This window comes from Methanobrevibacter sp. V14, from assembly GCF_963082475.1.
Taxonomy (GTDB): domain Archaea; phylum Methanobacteriota; class Methanobacteria; order Methanobacteriales; family Methanobacteriaceae; genus Methanocatella.
Map to the genome: position 1 here is coordinate 98,091 of NZ_CAUJAM010000001.1, position 12,788 is coordinate 110,878.

Here is a 12,788-nt window from a genome sequence, read left to right on the forward strand (position 1 = left end):
GTGATTAGATGAATATTTGCTTATATGGATCTGGAAGTAGAATTATAGATACGGTTTACACCAATGAAAATTACAAATTAGGTTGTCAATTGGCTAAAAAAGGACATACTCTCGTTTTTGGTGGTGGAGACACAGGAGTAATGGGAGCATGTGTGAAAGGAGTTCAGGACAATAATGGAAAATCGATTGGAATTGCTCCAACATGGATTTGGGAGTTTGAACCGTTATGTGAAAAATGCAGTGAACTCCTTTATGTTGACACAATGGAAGAGAGAAAACAAAAGTTTTTAGAACATTCTGATGCATTTATCATATCTCCTGGAGGAATTGGTACATTAGATGAATTTTTTGAAATAATAACCCTCCGTAAATTAAAACAACACAACAAAGAGATAATTGTATTCAATATTAATCATTTCTATGATAAAATGCTTGAAATGCTTGATGAACTGGGTGAAAAAGGATTTTTATACAAACAGGAAGAGATATTCAAAGTAGCTAATACCATTGAAGAAATATTCGATATATTATGACTGATAAGATGATAAATGTTGCCGATACTCATTTAGAAGAAAGTTTACCTGCATTAAGGTTAACAGGTTTTCTTGGATTTGAAGCTGATGTATTGAATACAGCAATGCCTAGAAAATTTAAAAAAGGGTGCTAACAATGATAAGTGATGAAGAAACTTTAAAATTAACTAGAAAGTTAGAAAATGCCAATAATATTGATATTAAAAAAACAATAGAAAAAGCTATAACGGCAGGTTATCTCGGTGAAGAACACTTTTACTGCACTGTCATTGAAGAAGGCGGCTTGACACATACCATTCCTGAAGTTTTAGGAAACAGATATAAATCACAACCCTTGGATAACCTATATTTTGACATTATATCTAAAGCCCTTGATCTTGATGGAATTTATATTTCCTTAGGTTACTGTGCATCCAATTTAATTGTCCCAGATGAAGATTGTGCTGAAATAATAGAATATGATGATTATGACCTTGATGAAGATGAATATGAATATTTAATAGAATATGCTTTGATAACCGCAGATGGCGTTAAAAAGTTCAAGGTTTATGGAGAAGAAGGTATTGCTGGGCATGACCGCCTTGAAGATGTTGGACTTATAATAAACATTATTGATGGTGATTATAAAGCTTATTTTGCACTCAGGTCAACTGATCAATGCATGTCTAGTTTTAGAATCATGCCATTTAGAGAGGAATATCAAAAAGAACATCCGTTATCACTTAAAAATCCAATTAACAAAATTTTAATTGAAATGATTGATGAATCTGTTGTTTTAAAATAGATTTGAATAATAATTACTCTTTAAATATTTTTCTTAATTCTCTTCTAAGTAATTTCCACCCATTCACTCTTGGAAGTTCGTCAAGTGCAAATATTTTTCTTGGAACTTTATATCGGGATAAGTTTTCACGAGCAAAATTAATTAAACCTTCATCATCAGCTTCCCCCTCCCATACAACAGCGGCTACTGGGAGTTCTCCTCTGTGACAATCATTTATGCTAAAAATAGCTATTTCTTTAACTTCAGGATATTTAATTAATACTTCTTCAACTTCCGTTGGATAAATTTTCCATCCACTCATTACAATCATATCTTTTTTACGATCGGTAATGAATAAACGATTATCTTCATCAAGGTATCCAATATCTCCAGTTAAAAACCATCCATCTTCTAAAAATGAGGATTTAGTTTTTTCTTCATTTCCCCAGTATCCTTTTGCAATTGCAGGACCTCTAAGTGCAATTTCCCCTTGTTCATATTGTGGAAGGATTTTATCACTATTGTGTTCATCTACAATTTTAACTTCTGAAAAACAAACCGGATGACCTACACTTTCAAATCTATCTGCTTCACGATAATCTTCAGGTCTAATGACAGTTCCTGTTCCTATTACTATTGTTTCAGATAATCCATAAGCATTTATAATTGGTACTGCATAAGTTTCATGGAAATCTTTCCAGATCTTTTTATGTAATGGCCCTCCACCTGAGATGATTTCACGAACAGTTTTTAACTCTTCACGTTTGTCCATTGTAGTTAAAGAGTGTATTACAGGAGGCATTCCAGTCAAAACTGTTACTTTTTCTTTTTTGCATAAATCAAGGTATTCGTCAATGTTAAATTGTTCCATTAAAATGTAATATGCTGCGGCTCTTAAAGCGGCTATTGACCATGAAAGACCAACATGCGCCATCGGATAAATTCCCAAATAAACATCATCTTGTTTTAATGTTAATACGTCACATTCATTGTGAATTGCAGTAAAATAATTTCCATGAGTTAACATTGCACCTTTAGGTTGACCAGTAGTGCCTGAAGTGTATTGCAATTGGCATAAATCATCCCAATCAGTATTTTCCGCTTCAAGCACATCACATTTTTTAAAATCACTTATGTTTTCCGGAACATATGTTGTTATATTAATCATATCCTTTGCTTTTTCATCAGTAATCATTAATTTGGCTTTAGAGTCACTTACAATATAGTTAAGTTCAGAAGTGGTGAAAATACGATTTGTTGGAATGGCAATAGCTCCAATTCTCCATATTGCAAATAATGAAAACAAGTATTTTTCTGAGTTATTTAAGTAAATTAAAACACGATCCCCTTTTTCGATTCCTGATTCTTTTAAATTCCTTCCAATTTCAGAAATTATTGATAATATTTCTCCTGAAGTGTATTTTTCACCACTTGTGGGGTTGTACAATACATTTTTATCCAGTCTTTTTGAGTTTGCATCCAAAAAAGTAGTAATGTTCAACATTATGTCAGCTCCTTAACAATTGCTTTTGTTACATCCATTGTAGAAGAATCTCCACCTAAATCAGGAGTTCTAATTTTACAGTCTGACATTACTTTTTCAACGGCATGTTTTATGTTATTTGATATGTCCCATTCTCCTAAGTAATCAAGCATCATGGAAGCAGACAGTATCATTGAACATGGATTTGCTATATTTTTTCCTGCAATATCTGGTGCGGAACCATGTACTGGTTCAAATAATCCATTATGATCTCCAATATTTCCAGAAGGTGCTAGACCTAGTCCTCCAACAAGTCCTGCACCTTCATCAGATAATATATCTCCAAATAAGTTACTTGAAACAATTACGTCAAAATTTTGAGGTTGAGTTACCAAATACATCGCCATTGCATCAACATAGCAGTCTTCAGTTTTGATTTGCGGATACTCTTCAGCTATTTTATAGAAGGATTCCTTAAAAACGCCATCTGTTTTTTTAAGCACATTGCTTTTGTGAACACAGGTAACCTTTTTCTCTTCCCTTTTGATACATAAGTTAAATGCTACTTTTGAGATTCTCTCAGAAGCGTGTCTTGTAATATGGCGTTCAGCAATCATTTTATTCTCATCACCGTATTCCACTTGTGAATATAATCCTTCTGTGTTTTCTCTTACAATAACAAAATCAATATCGTCGCATATGCAATTAACACCCTTGTATGATTTTATAGGTCTTATATTTGCATATACGTTTAATGCTTTTCTCAAGTTTATAATAGGGCTCGGTTGTCTGGGTGTTGATGTTGATGCTCCAAATAGTACCGCATCACTTTTATTTGCTATTTTTATTGTTTCTTTAGGCAATGTTGTTCCTATTTTGTTAAAACACTCAAAACCTGCTTTTCCATATTTGAAACTGAATTCCAAATCTAATTTGTCAAGCAAGTATTCACATGAGCTCATAACTTCTTGACCTATTCCATCTCCACCAATTACTGCTATGTTATACATTTAACTCCCTTAAAATTTTTTGTATATTAATAATTTATATTTATAGTATTTATGCATTTATAAATTTTGTTCGTATAATATCGAAATACTTTTATACTATATGGAATATAAAGGATATTAATTACATGTAAAAAGTAGTTAAATATCTTATTGAAAAAGAGGGATAAAAATGGAAAGAAGTATTGACGATTTAATTCAATTATTAAATGATGATGACGAATTTGTTATTGAAGATGCAATGGGAGAATTAGAATTAAGAGCTGATGAAGCAGTTGACCCATTAATTGATGCATTATCCAGTAGAAAAAAACAAATTAGATTAAATGCAGCAATATTGCTTGGTGCAATTAATAATTCTAAAGCAATTCCTGCTTTAATTGAAACTTTAAACGATAACAATAAATTGGTTAGAAGAGAAGCATCAACTTCACTTTCAAGAATGGGCGAACCAGCTGTTGATCCGTTAATTGAAATATTAAATGATGAAAATTGGAGAATAAGAGGAGCAGCTGCTTGGGCACTTGGAAACTTAGGCAATGAAAAAGCTATTCCTGCACTTGAAAAATTACTTGCTGATGAAAGTGGTTTTGTAAGGAAAGGAGCACAAAGTGCGATTGAATCAATAAATAAATAAATTTTTTATTTATTTTTTACTTTTCACTTGTATTTAATGGTTAATTTATAATTATTTATTGAACATTGCCCTATTTATTTTTTTAATTTGAAAGGGATAACTAGATTAATTTATATTTCACCCATTTTGAACATTAAATGAACCGTTTATAAATTAAAGACATCCCATATTCTATTAAAGCTCAAAAAATGAAAAAAAAGAGAATGCTAAAAGAATAAATATCTTGGTGTTCTATCAAGATATTCTTTATATTCTTCACCGTATTTTTCCAAACAAAAATGCTCCTCTTCAACAATAGTCCAATGCTGTATTACGCATCCGATTATTTTAAGTATTATTATTAAATATGAAGAACACATAATACCAACACCTATCCATATGAAAAAATCACTAATATACTGAGGATTTCTTGATATTTTATAAACTCCTTTTTGAACAGGTTTGCCCACAGGAGTGCTTGCATAATTAAATAAAGAAATTTCATAGATTATCATATTTAATATGAAAATAAATGCACCTAAATAAAACAATGAGGATTCATAATCCACAGGGACAAAAAATGAATAAATTATTATCCCCCACCATGATAAGGTTATTATTGAAAATTTGAGGGAATTAATAACCTTATTATTATCTTTTGTATAATCTGATTTTGATCCTCCAAAAAAGCGTTTCCAGGACTCTTTAGGAAATTTTAAGTAGATTGCAAACATTCCTAAGAGATATATGGTGCTAAAGTACCATGCAGTATAAAAAATCATTCTTCCTCCCAATTTTTATGAAGTACTCCTGTTTTTAAAATTTTATCACTTAAAAATTTAGCAAGAGCTCCTCCCCAAATTGAACCACAGACAAAAGAAATGGTGAAATAGTATATGAGAAGAGGAATCGATACAACTCCCAGACCGATTACAAAATAACGATTAATAGATCCTAAAATACCTACTATTCCCCCAATTAACATAATATACCATAATTTTAGATTATTGTATTTTTTTATGATAAACATTATTTCAATAGGTAAACCTAGCAATAATGCAAAATAAAGCATTAAAACTCCATATGGCGTGAATGGTATTTGGATTAAAAATATTATGACTGCTGCAAAAAGTGCAGATCCTTTTTTTCTAATTAAATATCCCACCATAACTATGGGAAAATAGTATGTTCCAGTTAAATATATGTCTAAAAATGGAAAATTCGTTGACCATCCTGCAAAATAAGTTAATGGAATGTATAAAACACCCAATGCAATAGATAACATTGCTGTTATCATTATATCATGTGTTGACCACTTTTTATTTTTATTCATAAAATCACCAAGTAGACGATATCGTCGGTTAATACTTATTATGAATAATTTATTATTATAGTATTTAAATATTGGCATTTTAATAAAATTCTGAAAGAATTAATTGAAAAAATTCTTGAAGTAATTTATTGTTCTCTTCAAAAGACTCATTTTTATTAAAAATTGTTGAATATAACTTTATTGAATGAAAAATATCAGATAAAAAGCTGATTTTTTCTTAAGGATTGCTTTGTCAACCTCAAATAATGACAAATACAACTTATCAACTATAATGTCCAAATATTTTTTTTGAGTTTTTGAAGAAAATTCTTTAAATTTAGGATTGGACATAGCCTCTAGTAAAAACATTGGATATATCTTATTTTCTTCTTGAACATTATTAATAATCTCTAAAACGTTAAATACAAATGAATCTAAAATTTCCTTATTCGATCCTTTTAAATTTAAATTATTAATAAAATCAATGTTATTTTTAGTATCCTCTTCAAGAATCATTAAAAAAATATCTTCTTTATTATTAAAATAATAATAAAATCCTCCTTTAGAAAGAGAAGTTTCATTAATAATATCCTCCATTGTAGTGTTTGAATATCCTTTTTTTAAAAAACTTTAAGAGCTGCATCCAATATCTCTTTAATTCTTTCTTCAGAGGTTTTTCTAATAAAATCTGTCAAAAAACCACCAATGATTATTTAGTTAATCATATTATATCTTATTAAATATATTTATAACCTTGTAGAAACCATATCAAAATTTATGGTAATATCGAATTTATTTAGTTGTTTCGTCTAAATAAGTCATATAAATTCTTTATTTTTAATTTTAACATGTTTTTCATTCATTATTATTTTTCACGTGAACATGTACTTAGCAAAAAAATTTTCAAAAAATACTTAGATTTTGATTTTAGGCGATTTAATTGCTTTAATTTTTTTACACTTGAAATATAACTTATTATTATCCAAATAATGCGATAAATAACTATATATAGTAAAATGGAGAATATATATTAATATGTACAGAAAAATAAAATATTCTCCATATTATTATTTGAATTCAAGACAGTTAAACCTTTCGAATTTTGGACTTAAAATTAACAATGAAACTCAAGAAGAAAAACTATTTTCCATTGCTAAACATGAAAAATATGCTGTTAAATTTTGTTGAATTAACCTATAACTATTCCACATGGATTTTTCCAAAGTATTTCCTGTGATTACAGGCAATCATTATGTAGAGGCAAATCACTAAAAAAGCTACATTAAAAACCAATATTGCAATCAATGTTGACACACGAATGATCCTAAATTACGCAGCAAATAAAAGTCCAAAACACGATACACAATTAACATTACCTTCAATTAGACAATTAATACCATACAAACCCCCATTACATACTAGCAGACAAAGCATATGATTTCCGAAGAAATAAGAAAAATGCATAAAATGAAGAAGTAGGAACATTCGACCAAATACCATTAAAAAAAAGGTGCGACAACCGGACATTATAGATTAAATAGCGCTACAATCCTTCTGGCATGATGTCTATGCACGAAGAATGAATTTTGAAAGCGTAATTTCCGTGATAAAAAGAAGGATTTAATGGCGTTAATTTTAGTAGAAATACAAGACTACAGAATAAAGAAACAAAACTCAAAAATGTATTATATAACATTTACAGAGCCATACAAGTTTTTTAGAAGGGATTCTACAAGGTTAAATTTTTAGTGCATATTGGGCAATATCCTTATTATATGGGAATTTTCATAATTTATAGGTTTAGAGAATTAATATTTTCAGTACTTTCATGAAGCAAGGAATGAATTTCAATTTTAAATATCAATTAGTTTAAAACTCTTTAAAATTGATTTTCGCCATGATTTTAGTGGACAACTAAAAAATCATGGTTCCTATACCATTTGTCGTGAATATTTCTAAAAGTAAAGAGTGTTTTTTTCGTCCATCAATAATATGGCAAGATTTGACACCATTTTCAATAGCTTTTACACAAGTTTCTACTTTTGGAATCATCCCCCCACTAATAACTCCCTTTTCAATTAAATCCGGAACTTCTGAAATTTTAATTTTTCTAATTAATGAAGATGGGTCATTAGGATCTCTTAAAACCCCTGGAACATCAGTTAAAATAATCAACTTTTCAGCATTAACTGCACTTGCGACTTCGCCTGCTGCAGTATCTGCATTTAAATTAAGGCTTGTTCCATCTTTTGCAATGCCCACAGGAGAAATTACAGGAATATAATCATTATCTAAAAACATTTCAAGTAATTTAGAGTTAACTTCATCTACTTCCCCAACAAGACCTAAATCAATAATTTCTTCATCTATTTTACTGGCTCCTTTCTTATGAGCATATATTAAACTTGAATCTTTTCCAGATAAACTAATTGCATCACCATCATGTTTAATAAGTTCAGATACAATTTCTGTTGAAATTTTTCCAACTAACACCATTTCAATAATTTCCATGGTTTCTTCATCAGTTATTCTTAATCCTTTGATGAATTTTGGTTCTTTTCCTAATTTATCCATGGATCTTGAGATTTCTGGACCTCCGCCATGTACAATTAATGGTTTCATTCCAACATATTTAAGTAAAACAGTATCGCGAGCTGTGGAGGACTTTGCTTCATCATCTACCATTGCATGTCCGCCATATTTGATTAAAATTTTTTTATCATGAAATTTTTTAATATAAGGTAAAGCTTCGATTAAAACATCAATGTCCTTCATTTTATCACTACATTAACTATTTAATTTAAAGGTTTATATATTTTTAAATTATATTCAGTATTATGTCTGAGCCCAATAATATTCAAGAATATCTTATCCAATTAGGTGCAAGCAAAGTTGGTTTTGCTGATGTTAATGGATTAGCTAGCGAATTTATTGATTTGCCTAATGGAATAAGTATTGTTTTAAAATTGCCTAAAAAAACAATTGAATCAATCGAAGATGAAAATTATGAAAAATATTGGAAGTGTTTTCATAGCCATTGACAAATTAACTGAAATTGCTCTTAAAGGGGAAGAATATATTAAAAATATTGGATATGATGCTTTTGCTCTAACAATGACACGCAACGAATGTGATATGAAAAAATTACTAAGTATCTTACCTTATAAAACCATTGCTACTAAATCTGGTCTTGGGTGGATTGGAAGATCTGCACTTTTTGTAACTCCAGAATATGGTTCGGCAGTTGCTCTTGGAGCTATCTTAACTGATATGCCTTTAGAATTTGGAAAGGCAATTACTGACTCAGAATGTGATGATTGCACAAATTGTCAGGAAGCTTGCCCCGTCGGAGCAATAAATCCTCAAAAATGGAATGACAGATTAAGTCGCGACGATATAATTGATATTGAAAAATGCAGCAAGTATATTATGAATCAATTTAAGGCAGGTTCAGGCTGTACAAAATGTATGAGCGAATGTAAACTCACAAAAGAATATTTGAAAAAAGAATAGAGGAAAAATACCTCTATAATCCGCATTTGAATTTGAATCTGTACTCTTGGTTTACAATTTCCATTCCTTCAAATGTCCCATTTAGTATATCAGCGACTTTTTGTAAGTCTTCTGCTGTAATTTGACTACCATTTGAGATAGGTGAGAAAAATGTAACCATATCATCAATTATAAGGTAGTTTAAAAGTCTTGTTTCGTCTTTTTGGTATTTTTCAACAATTGCCAAAATTTCTTCTTCAACAGATTTATCTAAATTAACCATTTTATCACCTTAATTGTAAATTTATTTATAAAGTATTTAAATTTTTATAATTCTAAGGGAGTATAGTCAAAATAAGGATGCGGCACAAAATTTTAAAAATAACTTTAAATAAACTGATTATACCCTATTAAATTATCAACTCATAATTTAATTTCTGAGAAGATAAATTCCAGCCGTGAAACTCCAAATTATTAATGTATAAACTGAAAGTCTCTCATAAACTGGCATGTAAATACTATTCATGCTGAAAAACATTATCCAAAAAACAATTAAACCAATGATTCCCAAACATATAGTTATTTTTTGAAAAACACCAAAATCATCCATAGATCTGGAAATTAAAACAAGCAACATATTTCCACCTAAAATTGCCATCACAGCTCCAAATGTGTGATAACCTGACGTTAAGGGATTGCCTCCATGGATTAATCCAACAATAATGACTCCGATAGATGTGATTAATGTAAAAATATAAAAAATAGTTTTATTTTTAATAATGAAATCTTTAAACTTATAAAAATTACCAGACAATAATGTCAAACCAATTAAAATAAAAGCCGAATCCATTAACCAAAATAAAGGTGAATTTGCATTTGGGATTCCAAGTTCTGAAATAGTATGGAAAATATAAGCATTAATAAAAGAAGCATTGAAAAAAGTTGCAGAAACAGCTTCAACAATAATATAGTACAAACTTCCTATTAAAAATACAATTCCAGCAACTTTATCTTTCATTTTTAAATTCCATAATTATTATTAATAAATCTTTCATTTAATTTAAGGTTAAGCTCCTCAATATCTGCACCATCAAGTGCCTTTTTCAATGTTTTAAATGCAGATTTTTTAGGCACATTAACATGTTTAATATGGGATTTATCCCATATCCTATCAAATCTTTTCTTTAAACTGCCAATTTCAAGTTTTTCTAAAACCAATCTTAAATTAGCAATGCTTGTTTCATTAATAAACTCATAATCTTCAAAAGTTATTTCATCCATAACCATTGGGTTTAAACCTAATATAAAACGTTGCAAATAATAATCAATGAAGGACTCGTAATCACCATCATATGCATAAACATGGGCTTTAGCATATAATGTATCGATAAATACTGTAAATTGATTGCGCACCAATGCTCTTGATATAATTTCATCACAGAATTTTAAAGCGGTTTCGACATTTCCCCAGGATGATTGGTTAACATAATTTTCATAATCTTCAAAGCGGAAACATACAAGGGCAAACATGTATAAATCAATCCATTCATTTTCTTTTAAAAACTCCCTGGCTTTATTTGTGAACTTTAAATTAAACATTACAGGTTCATCTTTACCAGTATTTAAAACAGGCAAAGCCCTCTCTACTAATTCTTGTTTTTTACCTGAAACTTTCAAATCATTTTCTCTTAAAATATCCTTTAACTCGGCAACAGTGTATTTTTTAGATACCTCATCGGCAGTTACTTCTTCCCCTCCATCAGCAGACCTTTCTTTTTCAAAATAACCCTCATCAATTAAATAATGAACACATTCTTCGGCTGATGAAAAGGTTCCAAATTGACCTTCGCTTAAAATATCTACAAGTTCATAACCCTTATTTAAAAAATTTAAAACATTAAATATCTCTAATTTTTGTTCATTCACATAAACACCTTTCTTATTTTGCTAGTGATTACTAGCTATAGAAATCAGCTTCCAATTATGGAAGCATATCCTAAAAACATTATCAATTAAAGATATTGCTTTTAATTAATTTAATATTTTGCTTATAAAATCCTACAATCTATCAAGATGTAGGATTTATGGATTACATGCTTCATCAGCAGCTCCCATAACAACACTTACTTCATCAGATAAATTGATTTCAGATATTTTTTAGGAGATTCTAGTTTACCGCCATAATATGCCTGTGCAAAATTCATAGTAACGAATAAAACATCTTTAAAATCAATTATAAAATCATCATCATCAATTTTATTTAAAATATTGATTAATTCCATTGCAATTTCACTTGATTCCAAATGTGTGCCAAACTCGGCACCTAAATTAATAAGCATTATAACACCCATAATTATATTTAAAATTTATAATTAATAAAATAAGTATATGATACGATGCCCAAAATGTGAAAGACAACTGAAAAAAGTATTTCATGACAGCTCAGATGACCTAGCTATTGAATCGATGAAAGGCGAAATAATAATTGGAAACTGCTGTGAAAGCGAATATAATTATTATTGTGAATATTGTGATGAATTTTTCCAGTTATAATCCTAAAATCTCTTTATCCGGATTAGAATTTTTATGTAAATTTATTTTTGTATCACTCTCCCATGTGGATTTTAAAAGACCTGCATGTATTGTTTTTAAATCTTCATCTGAAAAACCTTCAAGATAATAAATCTTACATTTTTCACCTACATTCACTAAAAATCTAAATAAATGTCTATACACCAATATAGAATGAGGATTATAAACTATAATGTCATCGGAGATGTATTCTACAAGCATTTCAAGTTCTAAAAAATCAGGTTGAATAACCTCTACATTACAATTGGGAAACTTTTCACTAATTATTGATTCATAATCCAAATTACCACCTTGTTAATTTTTATTTAAAGGAATATTAAAACTTAATCATCATTATATCCACCAAAATATCAGTAAAATATATTTTTTCTCTCTCAACATTTCTATACCATATTTTAGTTGGTTGGTTAATTAAATTTATGGCTAAAGATCTGATATTTCAGTAGGTTTATTATTTGTTTTATATAATAAAGATAATTTTGAAATGATTATTATGGGAATTGATGATTACATTAAAACCAGATTATTGAATAACCGTGTGGAACAGTATAACACCAAGTGCAGTTATTGGGTAGAATCTGAAAGACAACCCAGAACTGATGGGATCAACACTGGACCTTGACTTGCCAGATACACTTCCACCAGCAATCAATAAGACAATAGCTAATGCACGTTATGCTGTCAATAGAATTTTGAAACGACAGACATATGAATTCTGACAGTGCGCAAGGAATAATTGTCCAATAGGTATTGCCAGCATTTGAGCAGTTTATGTTTTACACGGAGATATTCCCATTTCAGGTTGTCGGATTCATCTTTTTATGCCTCTTCAAGTAACTCTTGAAGGTTCATAGCATAGAATTCATAATATTTCTCCATTACTGACATATTCACCTTTCATGTTGTGCGAATAGTTGTTTGTTATAAAAATATTTTCTAGTAGCTCGTCATTCCTACTTAACACTTTAATTTTTTGATTTAATAAAATGT

Annotated in this window: 18 protein-coding genes and 1 pseudogene; 8 read left to right on the forward strand and 11 right to left on the reverse strand. The window is 29.5% G+C overall.

Features of this window, described 5'->3' with window-relative positions; all coding sequences use genetic code 11:
• The first annotated feature begins 8 nt into the window (after nucleotides 1–8).
• Genes Q9968_RS00470 through Q9968_RS00480 form a run of 3 tightly spaced genes read left to right on the forward strand, consistent with a single transcriptional unit; the run spans nucleotide 9 to nucleotide 1,317 of the window.
• Nucleotides 9–533, forward strand: coding sequence for a TIGR00730 family Rossman fold protein (locus tag Q9968_RS00470; RefSeq protein ID WP_305512374.1), 525 nt, complete (start codon nucleotides 9–11; stop codon nucleotides 531–533).
• Complete coding sequence (locus Q9968_RS00475; protein WP_305512376.1) at nucleotides 530–667, forward strand: hypothetical protein; 138 nt, start codon at nucleotides 530–532, stop codon at nucleotides 665–667. The genes Q9968_RS00470 and Q9968_RS00475 overlap by 4 nt, the downstream gene beginning before the upstream one ends.
• Nucleotides 668–669: 2 nt before the next feature.
• Entirely contained in the window at nucleotides 670–1,317 is a 648-nt protein-coding gene (locus tag Q9968_RS00480) for a hypothetical protein (protein ID WP_305512378.1), read from the forward strand.
• A gap of 13 nt (nucleotides 1,318–1,330) precedes the next feature.
• Here the strand turns inward: Q9968_RS00480 and Q9968_RS00485 are convergent, their stop codons facing one another.
• A complete protein-coding gene (locus Q9968_RS00485) occupies nucleotides 1,331–2,800 on the reverse strand; it encodes a class I adenylate-forming enzyme family protein (protein WP_305512380.1) in 1,470 nt (489 codons plus the stop codon).
• Nucleotides 2,800–3,789 carry a homoisocitrate dehydrogenase gene (aksF, locus tag Q9968_RS00490; RefSeq protein WP_305512381.1) on the reverse strand — a complete coding sequence of 330 codons (990 nt, stop codon included), beginning with the start codon at nucleotides 3,787–3,789 and terminating at the stop codon, nucleotides 2,800–2,802. Before aksF ends, Q9968_RS00485 begins: the two co-directional genes overlap by 1 nt.
• Nucleotides 3,790–3,958: 169 nt before the next feature.
• Here aksF and Q9968_RS00495 point away from each other — a divergent pair, with 169 nt between their 5' ends.
• The gene (locus Q9968_RS00495) at nucleotides 3,959–4,423 is read left to right on the forward strand and encodes a HEAT repeat domain-containing protein (RefSeq protein ID WP_305512383.1); all 465 of its coding nucleotides are present in this window, start codon (nucleotides 3,959–3,961) and stop codon (nucleotides 4,421–4,423) included.
• A gap of 206 nt (nucleotides 4,424–4,629) precedes the next feature.
• Here Q9968_RS00495 and Q9968_RS00500 read toward each other — a convergent pair whose 3' ends face one another.
• The 4 genes and pseudogenes from Q9968_RS00500 to argB form a co-directional block, all read right to left on the reverse strand.
• Nucleotides 4,630–5,184 carry an isoprenylcysteine carboxylmethyltransferase family protein gene (locus tag Q9968_RS00500; RefSeq protein WP_305512385.1) on the reverse strand — a complete coding sequence of 185 codons (555 nt, stop codon included), beginning with the start codon at nucleotides 5,182–5,184 and terminating at the stop codon, nucleotides 4,630–4,632.
• On the reverse strand, nucleotides 5,181–5,735 hold the full coding sequence (locus Q9968_RS00505; RefSeq protein ID WP_305512387.1) for an ECF transporter S component: 555 nt from the start codon (nucleotides 5,733–5,735) through the stop codon (nucleotides 5,181–5,183). The genes Q9968_RS00500 and Q9968_RS00505 overlap by 4 nt, the downstream gene beginning before the upstream one ends.
• Nucleotides 5,736–5,912: 177 nt before the next feature.
• Nucleotides 5,913–6,329: pseudogene (locus Q9968_RS00510) on the reverse strand (TetR/AcrR family transcriptional regulator); the annotation flags it as partial.
• Between the two features lie 1,299 nt (nucleotides 6,330–7,628).
• On the reverse strand, nucleotides 7,629–8,489 hold the full coding sequence (gene argB / locus Q9968_RS00515) for an acetylglutamate kinase (RefSeq protein WP_305512389.1): 861 nt from the start codon (nucleotides 8,487–8,489) through the stop codon (nucleotides 7,629–7,631).
• A gap of 62 nt (nucleotides 8,490–8,551) precedes the next feature.
• Between argB and Q9968_RS00520 the strand changes: the two genes are divergently transcribed.
• Entirely contained in the window at nucleotides 8,552–8,755 is a 204-nt protein-coding gene (locus tag Q9968_RS00520) for a hypothetical protein (RefSeq protein ID WP_305512391.1), read from the forward strand.
• Complete coding sequence (locus tag Q9968_RS00525) at nucleotides 8,721–9,227, forward strand: reductive dehalogenase domain-containing protein (RefSeq protein WP_305512393.1); 507 nt, start codon at nucleotides 8,721–8,723, stop codon at nucleotides 9,225–9,227. The genes Q9968_RS00520 and Q9968_RS00525 overlap by 35 nt, the downstream gene beginning before the upstream one ends.
• 13 nt (nucleotides 9,228–9,240) lie before the next feature.
• On the opposite strand, the gene Q9968_RS00530 is transcribed toward Q9968_RS00525, so the two are convergent.
• The 4 genes from Q9968_RS00530 to Q9968_RS00545 form a co-directional block, all read right to left on the reverse strand.
• Entirely contained in the window at nucleotides 9,241–9,489 is a 249-nt protein-coding gene (locus tag Q9968_RS00530) for a hypothetical protein (protein WP_305512395.1), read from the reverse strand.
• 147 nt (nucleotides 9,490–9,636) lie between these two features.
• Nucleotides 9,637–10,224, reverse strand: a complete 588-nt coding sequence (locus Q9968_RS00535) for a DUF998 domain-containing protein (protein WP_305512396.1) — start codon at nucleotides 10,222–10,224, stop codon at nucleotides 9,637–9,639.
• Nucleotides 10,225–10,226: 2 nt separating this feature from the next.
• Nucleotides 10,227–11,132, reverse strand: coding sequence for an SAP domain-containing protein (locus Q9968_RS00540; protein ID WP_305512398.1), 906 nt, complete (start codon nucleotides 11,130–11,132; stop codon nucleotides 10,227–10,229).
• A gap of 197 nt (nucleotides 11,133–11,329) precedes the next feature.
• A complete protein-coding gene (locus Q9968_RS00545) occupies nucleotides 11,330–11,545 on the reverse strand; it encodes a hypothetical protein (RefSeq protein ID WP_305512399.1) in 216 nt (71 codons plus the stop codon).
• Between the two features lie 49 nt (nucleotides 11,546–11,594).
• Between Q9968_RS00545 and Q9968_RS00550 the strand changes: the two genes are divergently transcribed.
• Nucleotides 11,595–11,759: a hypothetical protein gene (locus tag Q9968_RS00550; protein WP_305512401.1), complete on the forward strand. Its 165-nt coding sequence runs from the start codon at nucleotides 11,595–11,597 to the stop codon at nucleotides 11,757–11,759.
• On the opposite strand, the gene Q9968_RS00555 is transcribed toward Q9968_RS00550, so the two are convergent.
• Entirely contained in the window at nucleotides 11,754–12,080 is a 327-nt protein-coding gene (locus Q9968_RS00555; RefSeq protein WP_305512403.1) for a hypothetical protein, read from the reverse strand. The genes Q9968_RS00550 and Q9968_RS00555 overlap by 6 nt on opposite strands.
• A 202-nt stretch (nucleotides 12,081–12,282) precedes the next feature.
• On the opposite strand from Q9968_RS00555, the gene Q9968_RS00560 reads away from it, so the two are divergent.
• On the forward strand, nucleotides 12,283–12,420 hold the full coding sequence (locus Q9968_RS00560) for a hypothetical protein (RefSeq protein WP_305512409.1): 138 nt from the start codon (nucleotides 12,283–12,285) through the stop codon (nucleotides 12,418–12,420).
• Nucleotides 12,421–12,788: the final 368 nt, after the last annotated feature.

What these genes read in the sequence shown, in the direction of transcription:
- Q9968_RS00520 (WP_305512391.1), top strand. Translation starts at nt 8,552, where the DNA reads ATGTCTGAGCCCAATAATATTCAAGAATATCTTATCCAATTAGGTGCA.
- Q9968_RS00560 (WP_305512409.1), top strand. Translation starts at nt 12,283, where the DNA reads ATGATTATTATGGGAATTGATGATTACATTAAAACCAGATTATTGAAT.
- Q9968_RS00500 (WP_305512385.1), bottom strand. Translation starts at nt 5,184, where the DNA reads ATGATTTTTTATACTGCATGGTACTTTAGCACCATATATCTCTTAGGA.
- Q9968_RS00530 (WP_305512395.1), bottom strand. Translation starts at nt 9,489, where the DNA reads ATGGTTAATTTAGATAAATCTGTTGAAGAAGAAATTTTGGCAATTGTT.
- argB (WP_305512389.1), bottom strand. Translation starts at nt 8,489, where the DNA reads ATGAAGGACATTGATGTTTTAATCGAAGCTTTACCTTATATTAAAAAA.
- Q9968_RS00470 (WP_305512374.1), top strand. Translation starts at nt 9, where the DNA reads ATGAATATTTGCTTATATGGATCTGGAAGTAGAATTATAGATACGGTT.
- Q9968_RS00545 (WP_305512399.1), bottom strand. Translation starts at nt 11,545, where the DNA reads ATGCTTATTAATTTAGGTGCCGAGTTTGGCACACATTTGGAATCAAGT.
- Q9968_RS00480 (WP_305512378.1), top strand. Translation starts at nt 670, where the DNA reads ATGATAAGTGATGAAGAAACTTTAAAATTAACTAGAAAGTTAGAAAAT.
- Q9968_RS00535 (WP_305512396.1), bottom strand. Translation starts at nt 10,224, where the DNA reads ATGAAAGATAAAGTTGCTGGAATTGTATTTTTAATAGGAAGTTTGTAC.
- Q9968_RS00505 (WP_305512387.1), bottom strand. Translation starts at nt 5,735, where the DNA reads ATGAATAAAAATAAAAAGTGGTCAACACATGATATAATGATAACAGCA.
- Q9968_RS00485 (WP_305512380.1), bottom strand. Translation starts at nt 2,800, where the DNA reads ATGTTGAACATTACTACTTTTTTGGATGCAAACTCAAAAAGACTGGAT.
- Q9968_RS00550 (WP_305512401.1), top strand. Translation starts at nt 11,595, where the DNA reads ATGATACGATGCCCAAAATGTGAAAGACAACTGAAAAAAGTATTTCAT.
- Q9968_RS00495 (WP_305512383.1), top strand. Translation starts at nt 3,959, where the DNA reads ATGGAAAGAAGTATTGACGATTTAATTCAATTATTAAATGATGATGAC.
- aksF (WP_305512381.1), bottom strand. Translation starts at nt 3,789, where the DNA reads ATGTATAACATAGCAGTAATTGGTGGAGATGGAATAGGTCAAGAAGTT.
- Q9968_RS00475 (WP_305512376.1), top strand. Translation starts at nt 530, where the DNA reads ATGACTGATAAGATGATAAATGTTGCCGATACTCATTTAGAAGAAAGT.
- Q9968_RS00525 (WP_305512393.1), top strand. Translation starts at nt 8,721, where the DNA reads ATGAAAAATATTGGAAGTGTTTTCATAGCCATTGACAAATTAACTGAA.